This is a genomic window from Legionella nautarum (genome assembly GCF_001467895.1).
Taxonomy (GTDB): Bacteria; Pseudomonadota; Gammaproteobacteria; order Legionellales; family Legionellaceae; genus Tatlockia; species Tatlockia nautarum.
Genome location: NZ_LNYO01000013.1, coordinates 1,215,334 through 1,237,876, shown reverse-complemented (window position 1 = coordinate 1,237,876; position 22,543 = coordinate 1,215,334). Strand labels below are relative to the sequence as shown.

Sequence of the window (22,543 nt, the reverse complement as noted above, 5' to 3'; positions counted from 1 at the left end):
CCACTTAAGTCTGCATTTTCTTGGTTCTCAAAAGAGGCCAATACAATTAGGTAATACTAAATAGTAAAAAACAAATGAGCCCATTTTTCGATATTAGGATGGAAGAACATTGTTTCATGATCTCCTGCGCTTTAAGAACGGTTATAATTTGTAGCGCAATTAAAGAGTCTCCACCTAAATCAAAAAAATTGTCTTCAATTTGAACGCCCTTGTTAAAAAAATTTTGTCATGTTTTTAAACAATAGTCTTGCGTTGACGTTAAGCTATTGTATGACATAGTGGGAGGAGCGATTAGTTGTTTATCAATTTCGTTTTCTAATCGTTCGAGATCGATTTTTTCATTTTCCTTTAAAGGAATACTTTTCACTAAGAAAAAATCCTTAGGTAGCATGTAAGAAGGCAGATAATTGGCTAAAAAATTTTGTAACTCATCTAAAACTATCATTTTATTAGGTTTGGCGACTAAATAAGCACATAATGATTTTTCTTTAACATGCTTTTTAAGCCTTACCACCGCCGGATGGATTGAATCATGTTGCATCATAGGGCTTCTATCGCAGAGAGTTCTATTCGATATCCATGAAGCTTGATTTGAAAATCATTTCGACCAAAAAATTGCAATTGTCCATTAGCATTCCAGCAAACCTCATCACCGGTTTTATAAGCACGAAGTGAATCACTACCATTGAAATTTAAAGAAATAAATTTTTGAGCTGTGATTTGAGGTTTTTCTAGATAGCCTAGAGCAATTTGATTGCCGGCCTTTCATGCCAAAATGACAAATTTTCTGAGGAATTAAAAGAGTTGAACGACAAACTCGATTTAAAAATAATTGCCGGCTGTTGTGGAACAACTAATGATCATTTATGCCAAATTATCAATGCATGTCAAATAGATAATCGTTTAAGTATTTCTTAAGGAGCATCCTGTGGCGAAAGATTATATTTTAGTTTTGGGGCAAACGAATTTCAACGAGAAAGAGCTTTAATTGGGGGTAGAAAAAGCAACTAATGCAAATGCAAAACGTAGCTACTCCTATTCGTATAAAACTCCAAGATATGGTTTTTCTTATGGCAGAACCCATACTGTCAGACCCTACATAAAAAGAGATGGGATCTTCGTTCAAGGGCATCGATTTGGTAATCCAAGATCTGGTGTTCATTGCCGCAATAATATTTGTTATTAAACTTTCAAGCCGGATAGTCCCATGAAGAAATTTTTATTCATTGCCATTTTCTCAATGTGCGTTTTTATTTCACCAAGTTATTCAAATGGATTGACACTTTTTTCAGAAGAAATTGCTGCGAAAGATCATTGCCCAAATGATGAAGTAGTTTGGTTAAATTTACCAACAGGCATATGGCATAAGAAAGGCGCACGCTGGTATGGAGCTACAAAACATGGTGCGTATGTTTGTAAGCAAGAAGCAGCTTCTGCTGGGGATCGACAAAGCTTGAATGGGAGTTAATATGAATCATCCAAAATCGAATTATGTTTCTTATCAAGTTTGGAATAGAGTTCAAATAAATAATGAGATAAAAGCTAAGAATGAAGAACGACCAATTAATCTAGCAGCTCAAATCCTTATAGAAACCTACGAGGATTGATTCAGAGTTTCTATCGAATAGCGATGCACCTTGTAGTGTTGAGCTTCATCGTCCCTGTGGCAGTATACTGAAAATCTATGCAGTACCGATGAGTAGGGTATCAAAGCTCATGTTAGATTTTCTGGGGTAACGATGCTGCAGATTACCCCACAACATCGGTTGTTATTGGCAGTAGAGCCCGTATTTTATAGCTTTGCCTAAGGACTCATTGGTTCGACTTGTTTGGAAGACAAAAGACTCTCCATGTATTCTTTAGCCTCAAGCATCGCGGGCAAACTGTGCTTCTGGTGGTAGGCCAGGCGCTGCTCTTCATCATGCCCCAGTTGTTTTGACTCTTCATCTATCTTAAATGGAATTGAAAGCCATTTCATGATGGGTATGCAGTGTTCTGGGTAAAAGGCCTGTAACTCGTCAAGCTTCCGAAAGCCATGGGACAAGCAGTTTCATCCAACAGGAAGTCGACTTTACTTTTAAAAATAGGCTGCTATTGTTTAATTAATGTATCAGGGATGAGCAAATGATAGTACATGTCAATTTCGAATTAGCAGAAAAATCAAATAGTATTTTAGATGCTTATTTTAAAGCCGTAACTTCCCATAATATAAATAATATCATTTCGGTATTTGATCCAGATGCAGAACTCATTACAGAAAAAAAAACTTATAAAGGCCAAAAAAGCATAGCTAAATATTACACAGAAAATATTATTTCATTAGCGAGTTTTTATCCAGAACCAGGCGAACGTCATTTTACAGCTTCAGGGCAGAATATTGCGGTTGAAATTAAGTTACATGCTAACAGCAAAGTTCGCTGCGTGGGTGATTTTTTTACCTTTAATGATAAACATATTACCAAGCTTCACGTTTATTCGAGGCAAATTGAAAGTATTCAAACAGAATAAACTATATTTATATAGTTTTGTAATGGGACGCCAGAGGTGCGGGCGAGTAGTAGAATTAAATGTATGAGTTATTGATTTGTATTTTTATTATCCATAAATTAAACAAAAGGATTTGAAAATGGCTATGGAAAATTATAATTTTAAAAGCTCTAATTCCTATGTCGAAGTATTTGATATTTCGCCAACGAAATCAGGTATTTTGGATGGATTAACTTTTGGCGTTAAAGATAATATCGATGTTGCGGGATATAAAACAGCTTATGGTAGTCCTGCATGGCGAGATTGCCATCCCGTTGCCGTTTGTCATGCTGTTTGTGTTGAACAAATATTAGCTGCGGGAGCAACCTGTAATGGGAAACATGCTACTGACGAGCTCACTTTCAGCTTGGATGGCGAAAACCATTTTTATGGTACCCCCGTTAACCCTAAAGCACCTGATCGAATTCCCGGTGGTTCATCTAACGGTTCAGCATCGGCTGTTGCATGTGGCCTGGCAGATTTTTCAATTGCAACAGACAATGGCGGGTCAATTAGAGTGCCATCAAATAATTGTGGTGTATTTGGAATGCGCCCGTCGCATGATGTTGTGTCAACGCAAGGGGTAGCACCGTTTGCGCCAAGTACTGATACAGTTGGTATTATTGCTAGATCATCAAAAATATTGAGTATGGCATCGTCTGTTTTGTTATCACATGATTTACCAAAATATACAGGTGTTGGAAATGTGTATATCCTCAAAGACGTATTTGACATGGTCGATCCTGAGGTAAAATCCACATTAGAAAATACTATGCAGGATATAACTAATGATATTTTCTCAAGCAGTGTAGAAGAAATTAAATTAAAGGATATAGTAGGTGGCGGAAATCTTAGTGATTTAAGTTCTTGGTTTGATCAAATTTTTAGAGTTGTGCAGTGGGGTGAAATTTGGGGCTCCTTAGGTTCTTGGGTTGAAAACGATAAACCTGAGTTAGGTCCGCGAACTAAAGTAACTTTGAGCAATGCAAAAGCACTAGACCGCACCCTAATTGGAAATGCAAGGTACTTACGAGAAAAGTGTTTTACTAAGCTTGAAGAATTTCTTAGTCCTACAGACATTATTATCATGCCTACTACGCCAGGATTACCACCACTTAAAGGTTCGATAGGTGCAGACATGATGAAAGATAGTACTTATTATCCTCACACATCAGCAATAACATCATTTGCTGGAGTTGCTCAATTACCCCAAGCATCTATACCCGCAGCAGAAACAGCTGAGGGCATTCCCGTTGGACTATCAATTTTAGCTCGTAATCGTGAGGATACATTTTTACTCGGTGTAGTAGAACATCTATCTAAACAATTAGGTATCGAGCCGTCTAAGTAACGGTTGGTGTTAGGAGGAATATAAATAAAAACTCATAACCCATTGATTTTACTGGCGTCCCGGAGAGGATTCGAACCTCCGACCTGCCCCTTGGGGGGGGGATTTAATTGTGTCGTCAATGTATCTCCATGTAACTCCGTGAATAAATTGCCATTATAATTCATGATGTTAACAAAATTTTTAATATACAGTAACACATTGATATGCTACATTCTACAATAAAATTGCACTCTATATGCACTCTTGATTAATTGGTCAGGCGCGCCTGACCAATTCAAGCATTTCAATGAGGTAGTAACCAATGAAAGAAATAAGTGATAACTCTCAACAGTTTCATTTAGATGAAGATTATCAAAATCATTCTAAATGAGATCAAAGTACGATTAAAAGAAGCGCAACTCCGCGCTGTTATAAGACTTAATAAGAGCTTATTCAATTTTATTGGGATATTGGGCAATTAATTATACAGAAGCAAAAAAAGTCAAAATGGGGAGAAAAATTATTTGAGGTTCTATCAAATGATTTACGCAGAGCTTTTCCCAATACAGAAGGATTTTCTAAAACAAATCTTAAAAATATGCGTCTTTTTGCAAAGAGCTATCCTAATGGTGAATTTAGTCAGGCACTGCCTGACCAATTGACTTGGACACACCATATTGTACTAATTCAGGCTTTTTCTCCAAAAGAAGCGGATATAAAGGAATGGTATGCTCAAAAGACAATTGAAAATGAGTGGCCTTATCGAGAACTTCAAGCACAGATAAAAAGTGATCTTTACCATCGGCAATCAAGTTTAGGACACAAAACAACAAACTTTAAACATAAGCTTCCATCTCCACAATCACATTTAGCCCAAGAAATGATTAAAGATCCTTATAAATTTCATTTTTTGTCTGTAGGTAAAAGGCACATGAAAAAGACATACAAAATGGGCTGCTTACTCACGTAAAAGAATTTCTTATGGAGCTGGGGCAGGGTTTCGCTTTGTATGGAACAAGATACCCTATTATAGTTTCAGGTAAAAGATTTGAAATTGATCTATTAATGTATAACACAAAGCTTCATTTGTATGTCGTCGTGGAGCTCAAACGAGGTGACTTCAATCCTAAAGATACAGGCCAATTAAATTTTTATCTCTCAGCGGTAGATGAACAATTAAAAATGCCAGAAGATGGGTCAACTATCGGGCTATTGCTCTGTGAAAAAAAAGACAAAGTTATTGCTGAGTACTCCTTAAGACGTGTCAGCAGTCCCATGGGAATTGCTGAGTATGAAGTAAGCAAATCTTTATCGGAAGGCCTTAATTCTATATTACCTACCACAGAAGAAATAGAAACAGAACTGAATGCCTATACCCAAAACATAAACGTTTTAGGTGATGAAAATGATAGCTAAGATCGGTAATTCCTTAATAAAAAAATTGATTCCAGGTGAAAAAGTATATGATGTAAGAGATCTTAATCTAAAAGGCTTTTTAATTAGAGTGCATCCTTCTGGCAGCATGAGTTATATTTGCCAATATAAAAGAGGGCGTCGAGTTAATCTTGGAAAAGTAGGAGTTATCACAGCAGCACAAGCACGCGAAAAAGCCCTTGAAGTCTTAAATAATTTTAATAAGGGTATTGAACCAACAGTCCAAAAAAGTATAAATAAGCCAAAAAATTTACAAGATTTTATTGAAAGCGAATATACACCATGGGTTTTGTCTCATCATAAAAGAGGAAATAAAACGCTTGCTACCCTTAATCGCTGTTTTAATAAACTATTCTCAAAGCCACTGATCGAGATTACTCCCTCTGTTTTAGATCAGTGGCGTATTAAGCGTTTAAATGAAGGTATTTCTAATGCAACTTTAAATCGAGATATAGGCGTATTGAAATCTCTTATGACAAAAGCTGCCGAGTGGGGAGTTATAGAAGAAAGTCCTTTAAAAAATTTAAAATTGTTTAAAATAGATCGTACTCCTAAAGTACGGTATTTATCCTTAGAAGAAGAGACACGATTGCGCCAGGCATTATTAGATCGAGAGAATCAATTAAAAGAGGAAAGAAAAAGTGGCAACCAATGGAGAAAGGAGCGTGGATATTCTTTATACCCTGAATTTGCTGAAGAGGATTTTTGTGACTATTTAATGCCAATGGTGTTGCTTTCTATTAATACTGGCTTGCGCCAGGGTGAATTATTTAATTTAAAATGGAACATGGTGGATCTATCAGAAGAGTCAATTATTATATCGGGAGACATCACAAAAAATAATAATTCTCGTTATATTCCTTTAAATAACGAAGCTATAAATATTATAAAACAACTTTACAAAGCAAGTGATCATAAAGAAGGATTAGTTTTTCCTAGTAAAAACAATCAACCCTTTAATAATGTTAAACGATCGTGGTCTTCCATTTTAAAAAAAGCCCAGATAAACCAATTTCGATGGCATGATTTACGGCACCATTTTGCTAGTAAGTTAGTCATGGTAGGCATAGATTTAAATACAGTTAGAGAGCTATTGGGACATTCTGACATTAAAATGACACTGAGATATGCGCATTTAGCACCAGAACACAAAATAAAAGCAGTTAAAAAAATTGCTTGGGGACAACAAAGCGATTAAGTATCCGAGGTTATGTAGAGAAGCATATGGGCATGGGATGAAAATTAGTTGCAAGATTTTTTATCTAAGTCTTTCCAATATCTGCTGGAATGGTTTGATAGCTTTATTAACTGCTTCATGGAGAGTTTTATAATCTGTTTCATATAAAAATTGATATCCTTTTTGGAGTTTTGCGTGATCAGTCATTGAGAAAAAAGACAAGCTATTGAAAACTTTTGATGCCATTAATGCACGTTTTGGTCGCGAAACAATTCACTTAGCGTCAGAAGGTGCTTCAAGACCATGGGCGATGCGTGCGGAATTAAAATCACCAGCTTATACGACTCGTTGGACTGATTTGCCCGTTGTGAAAAATAGTACTTAGCTTTTTTACGCTCAAGAAATAAAACGCAGAGAGAATAAAGCTTATGTTGGATGCATAAATAAGCCCCAGTCAAGGACTGCTCGATTTAAGCCAATTTTTAACATAAGACATCGTTTCTTCAATGGCTGAAACAGCTTGCTTATAAAGTTTCTCAAACAGTTCTCGTTGCCCTGATTTCCAATAACGCTCTAAGTATTGGCAGGCATATTTCATGCGAAGAGTACCCACATACACTGCCCCTCCTTTCATTTTATGAGCAAGCTTTTCGACTTGCTCATAATCTTTGGCTGCAAATGCCGCTTTCATGCGGGTAAAGTCTTCCGGGATGCTTGCTGTTACTAAATCGTTTAAAAGTTCAATAAGGATGGATTTATCGCCTAAGTTTTTTAACGTTTGCTCAACTTCTAAAAGAGGAAATTGTTCAAGGGTAAAGAGCTCTTCTTCATTATCGGGTAAATCAAGTTTAGCTTGCTCTATCTTTTCGCGCTCAAGGGTTTCTGGATGTCTAACAAAGTGATCTATGATATTAGCGGCATGAGCTTTGGTAATCGGTTTTGACAACACAGCATCCATACCAGATTCGATGCAATGCTGTTTATTTTCTTCAGCAGCATGCGCTGTTAAGGCAACAATAGGTGTATGGTCTTTATCTTTTTCTTGATTGCGAATTTGTTTAGTGACTTCATAACCATCAGCACCTTCACCTAAGCCAATATCCATAAAAATGAGATCGTAGCGTTTTGTTTTAATATGTTGCAGCGCTTCTTGACCTGAGCTGGCTAAATCAACAACGCAGTCCATCGATGTCAGTAGGTTTAACGCCACTTTTTGAGCAATTTCGCTGTCTTCAACGACTAAGACTGAATTGGGTTGATTGGGATTGGCTGCGATAGTTCGTACAGGATTTAAAAAACGCTGTTCTTCTTCGGGCATTACCTCTTCAATCCCTGAGTGATCATCCAACAGAGGTGCCTTAAGTGGAATGATACAGGTAAATGTTGTACCACAACCAAGAGCACTTTTAACATAAATTTCACCATCCAGCTCATCTATGAATTGTTTAATAATATAAAGTCCTAACCCTGCACCCTTATAAAGTCCTTTATAAGAGGGAGTAAGGCGTTTAAATTGCAGATAAATATCTTGCTGCTTATCCTTATCAATACCGATTCCTGAATCACTGACTTGAAATTTAATGATTAATTGGCGTTTTTGTTGTTTAGCAAGCTCAGCGGTAAGAGTAACGTGCCCTGAATGGGTAAAATTGAGTGCATTGCCGATTAATTCAAGGATAATGCGATGAAGCCTGATTTTATCGCCAATCACGTATCGGGCTAGATTGTTATCATAGATAAAATTGAGCTGTAGTTTTTTTTCACTTGCCTTCGCTTTATGCAAGTTAATCACCTGATTGAGCATGAGATTAAGATCAAATTTTTTCTTCAACTTAGGAATTTCACCGGAGCTGACGCGAACGGCTTCTAGCACCTCATCCATTAAATCGAGCAATGCATGGCTTGAGGCTGCTAAATTATCTGCATATTCTTTGATTCGAGGCTCTTGGGATTCGAGCTTTAAAATCTCAGAAAACCCTACTATGCCGGAAAGAGGGGTGCGTATATCATGGCGCATGTTCTCAAGAAATTCTGTTTTGGCCTGGTTGGCGGCTTTAACCAACTCCATTGATTTTTTTAACTCAGTCTGTGCTTCTTTCAGTTCAGTAATATCAAGCGAATTTCCAATAATACCAATTATTTGGTTATTTTCATCACGAAGTGGCATTTTAACGCCGGTGAAATGCATCAATTGACCTGAAGCTGTCTTTAGGCTTTCTGCCACAATGATGGCATTTCCTTGCGTCATAACCTCTGTGTCATTAGCAATTAAACTGGTTGCCTGCTCACCCCATAATTCTTGATCGGTTTTACCAATCACCTCATATGGCGATGATAATCCTGCCAGTTTTGCCGTAAGATTATTGCAGCCTAAGTAATATCCATTGCAGTCTTTCCAGTACAAACAACCGGGGATTGCATCGATGATCCCATTTAAAAAAAAAGCGATGTTATTTTTTTTAAGTTCAACATCTTTTCCAATAATAAGCGCGCCTTTAATATCATCGGCCAACATCAGAGGGCAGATAATCCAATTAATGTTGCATACATTGCCTGAGGCATTTTTGCAATCAAGATTAAAGTTTAATAATTGGGGATTTTTAAAAAAGTGAGCGGGAATGGGACAGATAATACGTTGTTCTTGACATAGTTCTAAAAAATTATATCCACGAAACTTCTCAAGTGGCCACTTGTAAAATTTTTCACTGGTCGAGTTTAGGATTTCAATACTAAAGTCATTTGCGATAACAATAGCAATATCAGTTCCATAATCAAGGATAGCATTCAAAATAACATTCTGATGAATGCAACCTGCTGTTATCTCACTCTTTTTCATTTGCCAGATTACTCCACAATGCAGCCAAGCTGAGATACTTTCTTTGTCTTCTAACTATAGCATGTGGAGTAAAATCAGGGGTTATTAGTTAACTAACGAAGCAGGTTTTGATATTGAGGGTATCAAAACCACATCATTTTCCGTTTCCGTTTCTTTTAAAGCCAGGTTAATTTGTTCAATATGGGAATTCTCTGCAGTGACAAGAATTTGCATTCTGGTCACTAGATTAAACGTGTAATTATTAGCTTCTAGTGTATGTTGCATTTCATTGACAAATCTTTCCAAACTTCCTTCATGGGCCAATTTTGATAAATCACACTGAACAATAAATGACAATTTATTTAAATTATCCAAAAAGGATGGAATGTAGGCATATTTTTTATACAAGGAAGGATCTTTTGCCGCCTGCCATAATTCCTCACTCATTTCTGCAAAATGAAGTTTTGAGGTAAATGAAATGTCCTTAAATTGCTCAGGCATTTCCAATAAACCAGTCACTGAGTTTTTAAGGAGCGATGGGGCGCTGCTGTTTTTGTAGTTGCAATTATAGGTGGAGCGAAAATAATAGGTGCTGTCTTCATGCAAAAAAATGGCAATTCCTTTGTCATTGAGTAGGTTAAGAATATTGTTAACAAATTGTTTACCGTATTCTTCGTCTTTTAGATAATAGGCTAAATGAGACACAAAAACTAAATCAATCGATTTGGGCGATACTAAGGGCTCTGCGCTTAACTCGCCTACCAGCACATCTTTTTTAATCAAGACATGTTTTTTAATTACTGCACTCCGAGATAAAATTGCTTCGGCATCTTCGAGAAACTTGTCGTTAATATCAAAACCGAGATAATCAAATCCTACAGGGCATTCCATCCTAGTTAAGTAACCCATGCAAGTCGTACTATCTGCACATCCCAAATCAGCCACTTTTATAATGTCGCCATTAAATAACACTTCTCTTTTTTTCAAGTTACTTGCAAATGCACCTACTATCTTTGCGGTATGGTTTTTTTGATCGGTTGCTTTGAGGAATGCTTCAAAGGCATCCTTATAATCAAAAATTCCTTCTGCAATCGGTGGTAAAGGTTTAGCGGGTGAGAAAAAACTAAAATTTGTAGGCGCTAACTCGGAAGCTTCATACATTAGACAGATATCCCTTCTAAAAAAAAGATGTTGACCAAGATATCACCAAATTCTAGGTTAGTCAAATATTGACCAATTGTTATTTATTTTGATCATTGAAAAGCAAAGCAACTGACTTATTTTTAGATACTCGATTTATCTCATTAAACTTGTCTCCTGTCCCGACTCAAACAATCAAACTGTGAGTAATTTGATGCTGTCTGACTTTTTGTATAGCGCACTAACAAGAACAATAAATGGTATAAGGCAGAAAATGATGTGCAAAGATAAATACCCGTATTAAGAAAGCTTAGGCTGAATTATATAATTTATAGCCTGCGGAAGGCTTAGTGAATCAAGTTCGTTTTAATATGTAGATATGTAATAGGAACTATCTTCATTCATTCAATTTGCACTCTGTATGCACTCTAAGAGTTCGATTGGCCCGGGGTTGTTTTACATAACTCCTTGATTCTATTGGCGTCCCGGAGAGGATTCGAACCTCCGACCTGCCCCTTAGGAGGGGGCCGCGCTATCCAGCTGTGCCACCGGGACTTAATCGTTTCAAAGTCTAACGCTGTTGTTAGGAAATAACAACTCTGCTACATATCAACGTAATTAGGGCCACCGCCGCCTTCAGGGGCTTGCCAGATGATATTTTGACGGGGGTCTTTAATATCGCAGGTTTTACAGTGGATGCAGTTTTGGGCATTTATTTGGAGCCTGGGGCCTTTTTCTTCTTCAACAATTTCATAAACCGCAGCAGGGCAGTAGCGTGTTTCTGGCGAAGCATACTGCTGGTAGTTCACTCTTATTGCAAGAATAGGATTACGAAGTTTTAAATGGCAGGGCTGATTTTCCTCGTGGTAGGTGTTTGATAAATAAACGGAAGAAAGCTTATCAAAACTGAGAATCCCATCTGGTTTAGGGTAATCTATTTTTTTTGCTTTATCTGCAGGGGTTAGACTGCTGTAATCGTCATGGTTTTTTAGAGTCCAAGGCGAACGTCCAAAGCTAATATAAGTTTCAAACGCAGCATTGATTAGACCAAACCATAAGCCATATCGAAATCCCGGGCGAATATTTCTTACTCGATATAATTCATTAACTAGCCAAGATTTTTTTATTTTCTCAGGATATTGTTTGAGTTCGACTCCTGATTCTTGTTCCTGAGTTAGAGATTCGAAGCAAGCTTCAGCAGCAAGCATACCTGACTGCATGGAAGTGTGGATACCTTTGATTTTCGGTACATTGAGAAAACCTGCGCAGTCACCGATTAAAACACCGCCTGGGAAACAGAGTTTAGGTATAGACTGCCAACCGCCCTCATTAAGTGCGCGTGCACCGTAGCTAATTCGTTCCCCACCTGTGAGTAAGTCTTTTACCAGCGGATGAGTTTTAAAACGTTGTAATTCAGCAAAAGGATTTAACCAGGGATTTTTGTAATCCAAACCAACTACAAAACCGATCGCGACTCGGCTGTTAGATAAATGATAAATAAATGAACCGCCGTAGGTTTGTTTATCCATTGGCCAACCCACAGTATGAATGACTTTTCCAGGTTGATGCTTTTCCTCTGGAACTTGCCATACTTCTTTAATCCCGATGCCGTAAGTCTGCGGTTGGACTTTATCCCGTAGGTGGAAATGTTGCATTAGCGTTTGGCTAAGTTGGCCGCGGCAGCCTTCGGCGAACAGGGTTTGTTTCGCGAGTAAATGCATACCTGGTTGATAATTTGGTGATTTATTACCGTTTTTATCAATGCCAACACTGCCGGTAGTAACACCTTTTACTTGATTTTTTTCGTTGTAAAGCACTTCTGTTGCAGCAAAGCCTGGATAAATTTCACAACCTAGTTTCTCAGCTTCGGTGGCAAGAAAGCGACAAAGCCCTCCTAAACTGATAATGTAATTACCGTGATTGCGCATTTGGCGTGGTGTGGGTAGATGATAGGCGCGCCCATCGGTAAGAAAATAAAAAGAATCCTCAGTGACCGCTGTATCTAAAGGAGCATCCTGCCAATTATCAGGGAGTAATTCTTTTAAACTTCTTGGTTCAAGAACCGCTCCAGAAAGAATATGAGCACCTACTTGCGCGCCTTTTTCAAGAATACAAACGGTTATTTCCTTGTTCGCTTTGGCGGCTAGCTGTTTAAGTTTGATAGCCGCAGATAAGCCAGCAGGTCCTGCACCGACAATGACGACGTCATACTCCATTGATTCGTATTCCACACTGTCTCCATTCCAATCGAAAATGAAAATCATCGCTTTTCTAGCGTTTAAGATCAAGATAGTTTTGCAGGAGGCCAAAGATATCGTAGTTGCTTTTGGCCCAAGCTTGCTATAAAAGCCAAAAATCAGCCCTAACAAAAAATTTTTCTATCAATGATAGCCAGAGCTAGTAGAAAATTTTTGTTAAATACCGTATAAATTGGAGTTTGTCTCGTGCATGATTTTAATTTGAGCAATTAAGGGAAGGAATAAGCATGATAAGAATAATGCGCTTAATCGCGATAGGATGTTTCTTATCCTTTAATGTGTTTGCTAACTCTTATTTACTATCGACGCTCTCGACGCCTGAAAATTTAGGTAACCGTTGGTCTATTATTGCAAGCCTCGGGTATAGTAATTATCAGCATATGTATCGCACAGAAGGCCAAACAGCTATAGGTCGCTTGGCATTTGCTGCTGAGTTACTAACTGCTAGCCAAGCTAATTTTGGGCTGGAAATGGGGGTGCAAACAGGTAATCGTATGCATTTTGCTATTCCGCAAAATCCTTTGGCAACCTTAGGTTGTGCAGTTCGGACTACTATGAGGCCAATGTTAGATTTATTGATAACGGCTAATGCGAATCCTTTGAATGAAAGTTTACTCTTCACGCAGCTTAAAGGGGGGATTACTTATCGTAATTGGCAAATTGACAGTTATAGAATAAGCAATAAATCCGAAATTGCTGGTGAAGTTCAAGCGGGCTTAGGTTATCCACTGACGGAAATTACCAATTTAAATTTGCTGTATCAGGGTGTTTTTGGTGGTAGTCCAAAACTTCGCATTAATCCTTTTACTGATACCGGCTTTATGTCTAGTTTGCCAATTCAGCATGGCGTTTTACTCGGTTTTTCTATAATTGCCTAGCATTTGGTTTTAATTTTAAACAATTTTGGTTTTTTTTCTCTATAAATCACGTAGAATAGCTGCGCAATAAACAGCATATTCAACGGGATATATTTTGGTGGATAATGCTGATTTACCAAAACACTTCATCTGTGAGATAACAACAGGCTACGTGGAATGCGCAAGTCGATGCTTTTTTGCCAAGTAACGTAAAGGATAGTGATAGATGAAAAAAGGCGATATTTTTGCAACTGGCTTAAATTTGAATTTTTTTGATTCTCCAGAGTTTGAACAAACCCTTGGAAATTATGAAGAGGATTCCGTCATTATCGCACGGAATGCCCTACGCATATTAATGATGGGATGGCACGAGAATTGGAAAGACCTTGCCTCTAAGCGGATATTAAAGGCAATTTTCGTTAAACGTGATCATGACTTAACCCGCGGTATGCGACTTGCTTTTCAGCAGGGATTTGATTCTATTTTTGAGCAATTAAAAGATAGTGAACTCAATGAGCAACAGTTAAATCAAGCGCAATTATTTATTTCTAATTGCCTATCACTTTTACCTTTTTCTGATCCTAATCCCTATGAATCCTTTATGATCCCGCAGTTAATCGACGGTCAATGGAGGAAAGTAGAATATAAAGTAACTCCAATTGAATTAACTCCCACTAAAGGATTTAGCAAATTATTTATTGATGAATATGACCGCGTTTTTGCATATGGTTTGACACCACTTATTGATAATGAGGCTGAACCTCATCTTATTTTCATGGGCACAACCTATCCTGCCGGGCAGGGATTTAGTGCTCAAGTCGATACTGATTTAGAACCTGGCACTCCAGGTAATTTTCTATACCAGCATGGACGAAAAAAAATTATCACGTGGATCACCCAACAATATCAACAAGGCAAAAAAACTCATGTTTGCGGTACTAGTTTAGGAGGCTCTTTATCCTTGTTTTTGGGTACTGAGCTTGGATCTATGCTATCACGCGTTGATGCAGTGAATTCCCCGGGGGAGTATGAACCTTGGTTTTATAATTTTCCCTATGATCATTGGGAGCAATTTGTTGAGGAAGGGGTAGCTCCCCCCACTTATGTGCAAAATAACAGTGACGATCCCGTTTCTAAGCACGGCAAATGGAAAAAAAATTGGCATATTCTTCTGGTTAATCCTCCTGCATCAAAAAAAGGCCCTAACTTATTGACTGAGCATGCGCTCATGTACACGGGTTTTGCGGAAACGCAGGTTGTGGTTGGTGATGCTGAAGAAGATAATGAAGAAAGGAGAAGTCGAGATTTTTGGAGTTATACTTTACTGCGGGGATTAAGCTATTATTTGGGCTATCTGCCTTATCGGGTTTTTATTTTACCCGCGATTCGCTTTGTATTAAATAATAAATGGGCAACAGCGCTCACAGTTCTTTTTGTATTGGCAAGTATTTTTGTACTGCCAATGCTTTCCACTGCTGTAGCTGCCGTTATGTTCACTGCAGCACTGATTCCCTTGACAATATTTTATGCGTTGAAGGTCTATGACGCGGTGAAAATTGTTGTGGGTTGGAATGATGTAACGACGCCTGCTTGCCATTCTCCAAATTTGCCAAGAAATGAAGAGATGGATCTTTATGCTAATCAAGTCACTACAAGCTTCACTTACAAAGAAATTAGAGAGTATTACAAGGCAAAACGCTGTACTTTAAAAGGCAAAGAATTTTTACCTGAAGATAATCGAAAAAATCATGAAAAACGCGAAATGCTTAGTTATAGCGCAGATGAGTCTCATGATAAAGAGCAGAGGGAGGTTAGAGCTTCCAAAGCAAAAATATTTAGTATGAAACAAACAATTCAAATAATGGGACGGTTCGGGTTGCATGCCCCTACAACCGTTCTAAAAACAGCTTTGCAAGAAGAATACAATGCTTATAAACTAGGTAAACCTGAGAAGAGTAGACTGAGTATGGTTTAATATTAAACAGGCTCTCCGTGAAAGCAAAGGTCCAGGTTCGACTAACACCTAGGGATTCCATTTTAGCTGAAAGACAGTTGCTAGATTAGGAGAAATTTTTGTGAAGGACTACATCAAACATTTTGGTCAGCACTCTGAGAATTACCTACTTTTTCGCCCCAACTATCCTAGTATTTTGTATGATTATCTTTCCAGTTTAGTGCATGAATATCAAAATGCTTGGGATTGTGGAACAGGTAATGGCCAGGCGGCACTGGCTTTGGCTCATTATTTTAAGCAAATAACCGCTACCGATATTAATCAGGCGCAGCTTGATCTGGCTCCTAAAAATGAAAAAATTCGCTATATTTGTTGTACTGCCGAAAATACTCCGATTTTAACTCATTCAATTGATTTGATTACAATTGCACAAGCCTTACATTGGTTTAATTTTGATTTGTTTTATCAAGAGGTGAGAAGAGTCGCTAAACCAACTGGAATCATTGCTGCCTGGTGTTATTCCCTTGGTAAATTTGACACCATTTTGGATGACCTTATCACTAAACTATATACCGATATTTTAGGTGATGAATATTGGCCTGCTGAGCGTCATTATATTGATGAAGAATATCGAACTATCCCATTTCCGTTTACCAAACTAAACACACCATCTTTTGCTATTGAAAAGAAATTAGATTTTGCTCAATTTATTGGTTATTTGAATACCTGGTCAGCGGTAAAGGAGTATCAGCAACGCAATAAGTCCAATCCAATTAATCTGATATTCAAAGAGCTTGAAGCGATTTGGGGAGATCCTAAACAGCATTATCGCTTGCGGTGGCCAATCCATTTGTTGGTGGGTTCAATATAGGAAATTGTACTTAATCGATGAGATCTGAGTTTCCTTCATCGATAATCACATTAAAGGATGCAGCAATCTGACCACAGGGATTTTTGGCTAACACAGTTATATCAAACTGGTCGCCAAATTTTGCATTAATATGAACTTCACCTGTTTGAGGATTAATGGAAACAATGTTACTTGTATTACGAGGTTTTGCGATCACTGAAAAAGTTAAATTATTACCCTGAAAGGCTTGCCCTGTAGGAATAGCTGCTGTGTATTGAGGGGGAATAGCCCAATCGAGAAGGGGTTTAATGACTTTGGGACAACTCGATTGAGAAGCGGCATAGCTAAGGCTGCAGAAAATCAGCGATGAAATTAGCACGAGCTTAAATTTGTAGGTTGTCATTCCATTTTCTCCTACTTGGCTACTTAAATATAGGAGAAATAGCTACTTTTTTCCATCCTGTGAAAGCAAGGGTACAAGGTTCGCTGATTACAAAAGATACAAGATTAGTCTTGGTCCAACATATTGTCCTCAGCGTAGTGGTAATACCAGCCGTTTACTGTTTCGCTTAATTGATATGACTGTTTTGTAAATTCCTTATCCATTTCTGGCGATTTTCCTTGCCCATATCTGAACTTTTAATCACATAATGCACAATATAAAATCCATTATTAGCTTTTCTTACGATTTGCAATTCATCTTGTTTTAGGTGGCTTGGTGTAGGAATAATAAATTCGAAAATAATTTGTTGCGGACTTTCTTTAATGATATTAACAATTGGGTGCATTCCTGTTTTTTTTAATTGTAAAACCATTGCGTCTACATACTGCTTCACTGTGATTTTTTCTTGTAATCCTGGGATAAATTGACTTGTTACCAATTCGTTCCATTGATTAATATTATCGCCAGCAGGAACGTACTCAACTGTCGTTATTGTCGGATTTTTCTCTCCCCAAACAGCCAGCCAAGGGCGATTATCGAATACAATTGTTTGGGTTTCATAGGTTTTTATTTTGGGATTGATGCCTGAAGATTCAAAGGCTTTAGTACTGCAGTAAGGCTTGTTCTTATAGGTATAATACTCAACACATTGCGGATTATTCTTTTCTGTGACCTCAATAAGCGAATTAATGTCGAAGGCGGCATAGGCATTGAAAATACTGAATAACGAGAGAATGAGTGAAAACAATCTAAAGAATTTCCGCATTTTCAGTTTCCTTTTATAGAGTAAAGCGCCTATCTTGAAAGGGCATTTATTCAAGATAGGCAAAGTTTAAAAACCAGAAAGAACTATTTTTCCTCTTGATTTACCTGAAATAAGAAGCTCATGCGCTCTGTTTAAATTGGCTGAATTAATTAAACCAAAATTATTATTGAGTGTAGTTTGAATGAGCTCTTTATCCACCAATTCTGCTACCTGGGTTAATATTCGATGTTGAGTACTCATATCATGAGTTTTATACATCGAGCGGGTAAACATCATTTCCCAGTGAATAGAGATGCTTTTTGATTTAAAGATTCTAAAATCAAGCTGCTCCGGATCATCAATCAAAGCAAATTTTGCCTGTGGCTTTAAGCAATTGACTATCTCTTCGACATGCTCACCGCTGTGGGTTAGGCCAATAACATAATCGACTTCCCCAATATTTTGTTTTTCTAATTGGTGCAACATGGGCTTGTTGTGGTCGATGACATGGTCTGCGCCATTATTTTTGATCCATTTTAGTGATTCTTCGCTTCCAGCAGTACCTATAATAGTTAATTCGGTTAGTCTCTTGGCGAGTTGAACCAAAATAGAGCCTACGCCTCCTGCGGCCCCTATAATCAACAGACTACCTTTTTGATTAGCGGTTATATTCAGGCGATCAAATAAAAGTTCCCAAGCGGTAACCGAAGTCAACGGCAGAGCCGCAGCTTGTTCAAACGACAATGTTTTCGGTTTCAAGCCAGCTATGCGTTCATCCACCAAACTAAATTCGCTATAACAGCCTGGGCGAGTAATATCCCCTGCAAACCAAACCTCATCACCGGACTTGAAAAGAGAGACATATTCGCCTACTTCTTTAACCACGCCTGATGCATCCCAGCCTAGTATACGAAGTTCTCCTTCTTTTAGTTGGACGCGTTTGCGTGTCTTAAAATCAATTGGATTTACTGCAATCGCTTTTATCTCCACTAATAAATCATGTCCCGTCGGTTTAGGCCTGGGGACTTCCAAGTCGACGAGTGGATTAATTTCATTATTTGATTTTGCTTTGATACATCCAATTGCCTTCATAGAATATCCTTGTTAATTAATATCATGACTTAGCTAAAGCCAGAATAAAGGATTTCAGGGGTGGTGTGAACTTAATTTGCACTGAGTTAAACTGATTCTTGTTATATACTTAAAAAAATGAAACAGCAAAGGATCTGGCTATGCGAATGTTCTTCGCGGGTTTATTGTTAGTTTTAATGGAAATTTCACAGGCAGCTACTGCGGATAATATGACTATTAATGTGACTACAACCCAATCTAATTTTCTAATTAGCTTAGCCTCTAATCCCACGACGGGGTATCGATGGATAGTTACTGGTTATGACAAATCTTTATTACATCTTATGTCAAGCAAATATATTCCTCCGCAATCGAAATTAATGGGTGCAGGTGGGCAGATGCAATTTATTTTTGAGTTAATGCCCGATGCAAGCTTTCCAGCAAGTACTAATATTTATTTAAAATATGCACAACCCTGGGAGCCTAAGAAGGGAACTTCGAAGACAGTGACTGTTAATTTTCAGAGCACTAATAATTAATTTTTTTCAACGAAATATTAAATATTGGTTATCCCCATTGTGTTTAATCCTTTGATAAGGTACTTTATTTTCTGAGTTTTCTCTAATTAGGGATGATTAATGAAGCGGCTTTCCCTTAAGTCCGGTATCTTTATTTTATTTTCTTTATTTGCGACCCAAGTTTTTTCCCATGCGGTGACTTTCTATGGGTTAGATAGTATTGAGCATTATCATGGTAAATCCAATGGTGCTTTTTTTATTCAAATGGGAAATTTTTCTGGTAAATTAAATGCCTATCATTATCAAGAAAAAATGCAGCAAAAAATTAGTTACCCTATTAAACTCGAGCGAAAAGGGGGAAACTACGTGGTAATGATAGGCCCTTTACGTTCTATGGGGCAAGTTAGAGAAGTAGTGGCTCAAACAAGATCCAGATTTGTCCAAAGAAAAATCCCTCAAACATCAAGTATTCTTTTTTTCCGCGGTAGGCAAAAGCAAAAAGCTCAACCAGTAGCAGTTAGAACAATCATACGGCCAGAAAAAGAACCCTTAGAAAAAGAAACGATAGAATATTTTGGCTTAATCAATGAAAATTGGTATATCGGTGCCTTCGGCGGTGTGCAGCGAAATGATATAACCCATAAAATAACAGTGAATAACGGTTCCGGTGCCCAATCTCCCTATGACAAAGATAGTTATCTTTCAGGAGTCTATAGTCAAGCTTTAGCAGGAGCTTCAGGAGGATATCGTTGGGAATTTAATAATCGCTTGTTTCCCGCTTTAGGAGTCGGTCTGCGCTATCAGCGAGTCTTTGCTCGAAATGTTGGTAAAAGCATTCTTCAATATTCAATGCCTGAATTTGCAAACTACGGCTATAATTGGCAAATTTACTCAGATGTTGCATTAGCCACTGCAAAGCTGAATTTTTTTCAATATCGAGCATTTACTCCTTACCTAAGTGGTTCTGTAGGGGCCGGCTTTAATAAAGCGCGTAGTTATAAAGAAGTTGCTTTGCAAGGAGTGACGCCAAGGATTAGCCCTGCATTCACGTATAATCTAACTACTCAATTTGCATACAATGTGGGAGCAGGAGTGGATTTACAGCTCAGCAGCCGTTTTATTGTGTCTTTAGGTTATGAATATCAAGATTTAGGTAGTGTGTCATCTGGTAGTGGAACAGGTAGTAGTTGGGCAGGGCGGGTATTAAATTTAGGTAGCTATAGATCAAATGCGGCTTTGTTAAGTGTGAATTATTTAATCGGTGACCGTTAAATTTAGTTGTCAGCGCACTCACTGTTAAGAGTGGTGGAAGGATTACTGCCATTAAATTAAGGCATTGCAACTTATCTCTACGTCCTGCGGTTTACCAGAGGGATGTTGATGAAGGTGCTTTTCTTAAGGTAGTGAGAAGGATTTATGGATTGGAGAAATTATGAGTATTGTTCGAATATGCCTGATCTGGGTCTTGTCATTTTTTTTTACCCAAGGGTGTATAGCAGGTATTGATCCAGTTGCTTGGTCAGTTGTGCCCATAACAGGGTTTCCTCCAGTATCGGTCGGAGGTACTACGGCTGTAATATATACTTTGTCCAACAGGCTTCCCATTTCTGCAACAATTGATACGGCAGTCATTAAAAGTAATGACTCGTTTCTTATTCAAGATAATTGTAATGGTTTTTCATTATCTCCAGGTTTTAGTTGTACGATAACTATCGTTTATTTGGCTCAAGTGGCGGGTAAAGCTTTTATCCAACTGAATTATGGCTATCATAATAATCGCATCTCTCTACCTGCTTTAGGTGTGACAACGACTAGTTGAGCTGAGTGAGATACCTCTACTTAGCATAATGCATTGAGAGGGAGATATGATGGTCATGTAATTGCTCATTTTCGTTTAGGCTTTCACTTTATCAAGCTATGGTTAAGTAATGGTCGAGAATAAAGCAGATGTGTCAATTGTATTGAGATTGAATAGAAATGAAGAGTTGTTGATGAAAGGAAATCAGGTTGTCAAGTACCCTCGCGTGGTTAGCGATAGTACTTGTACGACAACCCGATTAAAGATTTGAGTGGATTTAGTTTAAGCGACTTCTACTTCTTCCGCTTGAGGACCTTTTTGTCCTTGTCCTGCTTTAAATAGTACGGTTGCACCTTCAGAAAGGGTCTTAAAACCGCTACCTTGAATAGCACTGAAGTGAACAAAATAATCTTTGCCGTTACTTTCAATAAAACCAAAGCCTTTGCTTTCGTTAAACCATTTTACTTTACCGCGTATTTTCTCTGCTGCCATAGTTACCTATTCCTAATAATTTGAATCTTCATTGTAGCATCAATATATAATCTTTCTAGTCTTTAAAACCAAAAATTACATAAGAACTACTTCTCTATTGTACACCATTTAACTCTGAATATGTTAGAAATTTAAAATATTTAGCTATATTAATGATTATTTTACATAAATATGACAATTTTACTGGTTATTTCAGGCAAAAATTAGACAATTTAGATTTTGAAGAAGAAATGGCCTCTAAAAATCATGTATTAACTAATCCAGTTATGCACACTAAAATTTTTGTTACACTTGATATCAGTCTCTATGTTTTTTGTTGTGCTTACGAGGACTAGTAGGAAGTTGGTTAATACCTTTATTGAATAAGCTTGTTGAATAAAGTGGACGAACAATAACTAGAGTTCCTGCCCAATTATTGTTTTTGTCGGCTTTCTTAACAAAACTATGATTTAACCATTTTGCATCATCAGTAAACATGCGTATACAGCCATGACTAGCACGATAACCGGGTATATCTTCTGAGCCGTGTAACGCAAAACCTTTATGGAAGAACATGCAATAGGGCATGCTAGCGCCTCCTTTACCAGCTGGGAATGCATTAGAGACGCAGTTTTCATTTTCTTTGCTAAATACTCTAAAAATACCAGTTAAAGTTCGACAAGAATTACTACTATCTGAACATTTATCACTACCTGAAGAAATCGGACCCCACTTAATCAGTTGTCCTTGTTCATCATAAGCTGCCCAAGCCAATTTTTCTTGATCGACAATAATTTGATTGTCAGAAGAGGGGGCAATTTTTACTGGAAAAGGAGAAATATCAAATAGATTAATGCTATTTAAATTTTGCGGTACTGCAATGACTTGACCTGAATGTAAAGGGTTGTAGGTACGATTTAATCGTTGCACAAGATCACGCTGAGTTTCATCAGGAAATAATTTCTTCCAACTTTGACCATCTTTTATATTAATGCAATTGTATTGAGGGTATTTGCAGAGTCCTGTCCCATAATAGGTCGGATCCGATTCATTTGTTTCTGCTTTTGCAATAACAGATAGTAAGGATATTATTACTAATATGATTAGTCGTTTCATGTTAAGAATCCCCATCCATTTCGATTCAAAAGCAGGATCTA

General features: G+C 37.7%; 25 protein-coding genes and 1 tRNA gene. 14 read left to right on the top strand and 12 right to left on the bottom strand.

What is annotated here, in order from left to right:
- Window positions 1-46 precede the first annotated feature (46 nt).
- Entirely contained in the window at window positions 47-199 is a 153-nt protein-coding gene (locus Lnau_RS16975) for a phosphopantetheine-binding protein (RefSeq protein ID WP_133134844.1), read from the bottom strand.
- A gap of 27 nt (window positions 200-226) precedes the next feature.
- Complete coding sequence (locus Lnau_RS08925; RefSeq protein WP_058504757.1) at window positions 227-544, bottom strand: AMP-binding enzyme; 318 nt, start codon at window positions 542-544, stop codon at window positions 227-229.
- Window positions 545-1,207: 663 nt separating this feature from the next.
- Between Lnau_RS08925 and Lnau_RS08920 the strand changes: the two genes are divergently transcribed.
- Together Lnau_RS08920 and Lnau_RS16390 are read left to right on the top strand one after the other, a co-directional pair.
- Entirely contained in the window at window positions 1,208-1,468 is a 261-nt protein-coding gene (locus Lnau_RS08920) for a hypothetical protein (RefSeq protein ID WP_058504756.1), read from the top strand.
- A gap of 1 nt (window position 1,469) precedes the next feature.
- Complete coding sequence (locus Lnau_RS16390) at window positions 1,470-1,607, top strand: hypothetical protein (RefSeq protein ID WP_157070644.1); 138 nt, start codon at window positions 1,470-1,472, stop codon at window positions 1,605-1,607.
- Between the two features lie 197 nt (window positions 1,608-1,804).
- On the opposite strand, the gene Lnau_RS08915 is transcribed toward Lnau_RS16390, so the two are convergent.
- A complete protein-coding gene (locus Lnau_RS08915; protein ID WP_238585944.1) occupies window positions 1,805-1,978 on the bottom strand; it encodes a hypothetical protein in 174 nt (57 codons plus the stop codon).
- 146 nt (window positions 1,979-2,124) lie between these two features.
- Between Lnau_RS08915 and Lnau_RS08910 the strand changes: the two genes are divergently transcribed.
- The 6 genes from Lnau_RS08910 (at window position 2,125) to Lnau_RS16135 (ending at window position 6,852) form a co-directional block, all read left to right on the top strand.
- Window positions 2,125-2,508: a nuclear transport factor 2 family protein gene (locus Lnau_RS08910; protein ID WP_058504754.1), complete on the top strand. Its 384-nt coding sequence runs from the start codon at window positions 2,125-2,127 to the stop codon at window positions 2,506-2,508.
- Between the two features lie 118 nt (window positions 2,509-2,626).
- The gene (locus tag Lnau_RS08905; protein ID WP_058504753.1) at window positions 2,627-3,877 is read left to right on the top strand and encodes an amidase family protein; all 1,251 of its coding nucleotides are present in this window, start codon (window positions 2,627-2,629) and stop codon (window positions 3,875-3,877) included.
- A gap of 430 nt (window positions 3,878-4,307) precedes the next feature.
- Window positions 4,308-4,826 carry a DUF1016 N-terminal domain-containing protein gene (locus Lnau_RS16545; protein WP_162263188.1) on the top strand — a complete coding sequence of 173 codons (519 nt, stop codon included), beginning with the start codon at window positions 4,308-4,310 and terminating at the stop codon, window positions 4,824-4,826.
- Between the two features lie 11 nt (window positions 4,827-4,837).
- Window positions 4,838-5,272 (top strand): PDDEXK nuclease domain-containing protein, encoded by a 435-nt coding sequence (locus tag Lnau_RS16540; protein ID WP_058504751.1) that lies wholly within the window; start codon window positions 4,838-4,840, stop codon window positions 5,270-5,272.
- A complete protein-coding gene (locus Lnau_RS08890; RefSeq protein ID WP_058504750.1) occupies window positions 5,262-6,488 on the top strand; it encodes a site-specific integrase in 1,227 nt (408 codons plus the stop codon). Before Lnau_RS16540 ends, Lnau_RS08890 begins: the two co-directional genes overlap by 11 nt.
- A gap of 205 nt (window positions 6,489-6,693) precedes the next feature.
- The gene (locus Lnau_RS16135) at window positions 6,694-6,852 is read left to right on the top strand and encodes a DUF4113 domain-containing protein (RefSeq protein WP_238585943.1); all 159 of its coding nucleotides are present in this window, start codon (window positions 6,694-6,696) and stop codon (window positions 6,850-6,852) included.
- A 69-nt stretch (window positions 6,853-6,921) separates the two neighbouring features.
- Here the strand turns inward: Lnau_RS16135 and Lnau_RS08885 are convergent, their stop codons facing one another.
- The 4 genes from Lnau_RS08885 to Lnau_RS08870 form a co-directional block, all read right to left on the bottom strand.
- The gene (locus Lnau_RS08885; protein ID WP_157070643.1) at window positions 6,922-9,303 is read right to left on the bottom strand and encodes a response regulator; all 2,382 of its coding nucleotides are present in this window, start codon (window positions 9,301-9,303) and stop codon (window positions 6,922-6,924) included.
- 84 nt (window positions 9,304-9,387) lie between these two features.
- Window positions 9,388-10,443, bottom strand: coding sequence for a class I SAM-dependent methyltransferase (locus tag Lnau_RS08880; protein WP_058504749.1), 1,056 nt, complete (start codon window positions 10,441-10,443; stop codon window positions 9,388-9,390).
- A gap of 457 nt (window positions 10,444-10,900) precedes the next feature.
- Window positions 10,901-10,977: transfer RNA gene (locus Lnau_RS08875), tRNA-Arg, on the bottom strand.
- 47 nt (window positions 10,978-11,024) lie between these two features.
- Window positions 11,025-12,653, bottom strand: coding sequence for an electron transfer flavoprotein-ubiquinone oxidoreductase (locus Lnau_RS08870; protein WP_058504870.1), 1,629 nt, complete (start codon window positions 12,651-12,653; stop codon window positions 11,025-11,027).
- Between the two features lie 254 nt (window positions 12,654-12,907).
- Here Lnau_RS08870 and Lnau_RS08865 point away from each other — a divergent pair, with 254 nt between their 5' ends.
- The 3 genes from Lnau_RS08865 to Lnau_RS08855 all read left to right on the top strand — a co-directional run bounded on the left by Lnau_RS08865 (window position 12,908) and on the right by Lnau_RS08855 (window position 16,362).
- Complete coding sequence (locus tag Lnau_RS08865) at window positions 12,908-13,558, top strand: hypothetical protein (RefSeq protein WP_083503795.1); 651 nt, start codon at window positions 12,908-12,910, stop codon at window positions 13,556-13,558.
- Between the two features lie 205 nt (window positions 13,559-13,763).
- Window positions 13,764-15,512: a hypothetical protein gene (locus tag Lnau_RS08860; protein ID WP_058504748.1), complete on the top strand. Its 1,749-nt coding sequence runs from the start codon at window positions 13,764-13,766 to the stop codon at window positions 15,510-15,512.
- Between the two features lie 100 nt (window positions 15,513-15,612).
- Window positions 15,613-16,362 carry a class I SAM-dependent methyltransferase gene (locus Lnau_RS08855; protein ID WP_058504747.1) on the top strand — a complete coding sequence of 250 codons (750 nt, stop codon included), beginning with the start codon at window positions 15,613-15,615 and terminating at the stop codon, window positions 16,360-16,362.
- Window positions 16,363-16,372: 10 nt separating this feature from the next.
- Here Lnau_RS08855 and Lnau_RS08850 read toward each other — a convergent pair whose 3' ends face one another.
- From Lnau_RS08850 to Lnau_RS08840, 3 genes are all read right to left on the bottom strand, one after another.
- The gene (locus tag Lnau_RS08850; RefSeq protein WP_058504746.1) at window positions 16,373-16,744 is read right to left on the bottom strand and encodes an immunoglobulin domain-containing protein; all 372 of its coding nucleotides are present in this window, start codon (window positions 16,742-16,744) and stop codon (window positions 16,373-16,375) included.
- Window positions 16,745-16,910: 166 nt separating this feature from the next.
- Complete coding sequence (locus Lnau_RS08845) at window positions 16,911-17,549, bottom strand: hypothetical protein (RefSeq protein ID WP_058504745.1); 639 nt, start codon at window positions 17,547-17,549, stop codon at window positions 16,911-16,913.
- Window positions 17,550-17,615: 66 nt separating this feature from the next.
- A complete protein-coding gene (locus Lnau_RS08840; RefSeq protein ID WP_058504744.1) occupies window positions 17,616-18,620 on the bottom strand; it encodes a zinc-binding alcohol dehydrogenase family protein in 1,005 nt (334 codons plus the stop codon).
- 140 nt (window positions 18,621-18,760) lie between these two features.
- On the opposite strand from Lnau_RS08840, the gene Lnau_RS08835 reads away from it, so the two are divergent.
- The 3 genes from Lnau_RS08835 (at window position 18,761) to Lnau_RS08825 (ending at window position 20,936) form a co-directional block, all read left to right on the top strand.
- Window positions 18,761-19,138 (top strand): protease inhibitor I42 family protein, encoded by a 378-nt coding sequence (locus Lnau_RS08835; protein ID WP_058504743.1) that lies wholly within the window; start codon window positions 18,761-18,763, stop codon window positions 19,136-19,138.
- A gap of 99 nt (window positions 19,139-19,237) precedes the next feature.
- The gene (locus tag Lnau_RS08830) at window positions 19,238-20,389 is read left to right on the top strand and encodes an SPOR domain-containing protein (RefSeq protein ID WP_058504742.1); all 1,152 of its coding nucleotides are present in this window, start codon (window positions 19,238-19,240) and stop codon (window positions 20,387-20,389) included.
- A gap of 160 nt (window positions 20,390-20,549) precedes the next feature.
- On the top strand, window positions 20,550-20,936 hold the full coding sequence (locus Lnau_RS08825) for a hypothetical protein (RefSeq protein ID WP_058504741.1): 387 nt from the start codon (window positions 20,550-20,552) through the stop codon (window positions 20,934-20,936).
- A gap of 261 nt (window positions 20,937-21,197) precedes the next feature.
- Here Lnau_RS08825 and Lnau_RS08820 read toward each other — a convergent pair whose 3' ends face one another.
- Window positions 21,198-21,407, bottom strand: coding sequence for a cold-shock protein (locus tag Lnau_RS08820; RefSeq protein WP_058504740.1), 210 nt, complete (start codon window positions 21,405-21,407; stop codon window positions 21,198-21,200).
- A 297-nt stretch (window positions 21,408-21,704) separates the two neighbouring features.
- Window positions 21,705-22,502: a L,D-transpeptidase gene (locus Lnau_RS08815; protein WP_065240267.1), complete on the bottom strand. Its 798-nt coding sequence runs from the start codon at window positions 22,500-22,502 to the stop codon at window positions 21,705-21,707.
- Window positions 22,503-22,543 lie beyond the last annotated feature (41 nt).

What these genes read in the sequence shown, in the direction of transcription:
- Lnau_RS08925 (WP_058504757.1), bottom strand. Translation starts at nt 544, where the DNA reads ATGATGCAACATGATTCAATCCATCCGGCGGTGGTAAGGCTTAAAAAG.
- Lnau_RS08920 (WP_058504756.1), top strand. Translation starts at nt 1,208, where the DNA reads ATGAAGAAATTTTTATTCATTGCCATTTTCTCAATGTGCGTTTTTATT.
- Lnau_RS16390 (WP_157070644.1), top strand. Translation starts at nt 1,470, where the DNA reads ATGAATCATCCAAAATCGAATTATGTTTCTTATCAAGTTTGGAATAGA.
- Lnau_RS08915 (WP_238585944.1), bottom strand. Translation starts at nt 1,978, where the DNA reads ATGAAATGGCTTTCAATTCCATTTAAGATAGATGAAGAGTCAAAACAA.
- Lnau_RS08910 (WP_058504754.1), top strand. Translation starts at nt 2,125, where the DNA reads ATGATAGTACATGTCAATTTCGAATTAGCAGAAAAATCAAATAGTATT.
- Lnau_RS08905 (WP_058504753.1), top strand. Translation starts at nt 2,627, where the DNA reads ATGGCTATGGAAAATTATAATTTTAAAAGCTCTAATTCCTATGTCGAA.
- Lnau_RS16540 (WP_058504751.1), top strand. Translation starts at nt 4,838, where the DNA reads ATGGAGCTGGGGCAGGGTTTCGCTTTGTATGGAACAAGATACCCTATT.
- Lnau_RS08890 (WP_058504750.1), top strand. Translation starts at nt 5,262, where the DNA reads ATGATAGCTAAGATCGGTAATTCCTTAATAAAAAAATTGATTCCAGGT.
- Lnau_RS08885 (WP_157070643.1), bottom strand. Translation starts at nt 9,303, where the DNA reads ATGAAAAAGAGTGAGATAACAGCAGGTTGCATTCATCAGAATGTTATT.
- Lnau_RS08880 (WP_058504749.1), bottom strand. Translation starts at nt 10,443, where the DNA reads ATGTATGAAGCTTCCGAGTTAGCGCCTACAAATTTTAGTTTTTTCTCA.
- Lnau_RS08865 (WP_083503795.1), top strand. Translation starts at nt 12,908, where the DNA reads ATGATAAGAATAATGCGCTTAATCGCGATAGGATGTTTCTTATCCTTT.
- Lnau_RS08860 (WP_058504748.1), top strand. Translation starts at nt 13,764, where the DNA reads ATGAAAAAAGGCGATATTTTTGCAACTGGCTTAAATTTGAATTTTTTT.
- Lnau_RS08850 (WP_058504746.1), bottom strand. Translation starts at nt 16,744, where the DNA reads ATGACAACCTACAAATTTAAGCTCGTGCTAATTTCATCGCTGATTTTC.
- Lnau_RS08845 (WP_058504745.1), bottom strand. Translation starts at nt 17,549, where the DNA reads ATGCGGAAATTCTTTAGATTGTTTTCACTCATTCTCTCGTTATTCAGT.
- Lnau_RS08840 (WP_058504744.1), bottom strand. Translation starts at nt 18,620, where the DNA reads ATGAAGGCAATTGGATGTATCAAAGCAAAATCAAATAATGAAATTAAT.
- Lnau_RS08835 (WP_058504743.1), top strand. Translation starts at nt 18,761, where the DNA reads ATGCGAATGTTCTTCGCGGGTTTATTGTTAGTTTTAATGGAAATTTCA.
- Lnau_RS08830 (WP_058504742.1), top strand. Translation starts at nt 19,238, where the DNA reads ATGAAGCGGCTTTCCCTTAAGTCCGGTATCTTTATTTTATTTTCTTTA.
- Lnau_RS08825 (WP_058504741.1), top strand. Translation starts at nt 20,550, where the DNA reads ATGAGTATTGTTCGAATATGCCTGATCTGGGTCTTGTCATTTTTTTTT.
- Lnau_RS08820 (WP_058504740.1), bottom strand. Translation starts at nt 21,407, where the DNA reads ATGGCAGCAGAGAAAATACGCGGTAAAGTAAAATGGTTTAACGAAAGC.
- Lnau_RS08815 (WP_065240267.1), bottom strand. Translation starts at nt 22,502, where the DNA reads ATGAAACGACTAATCATATTAGTAATAATATCCTTACTATCTGTTATT.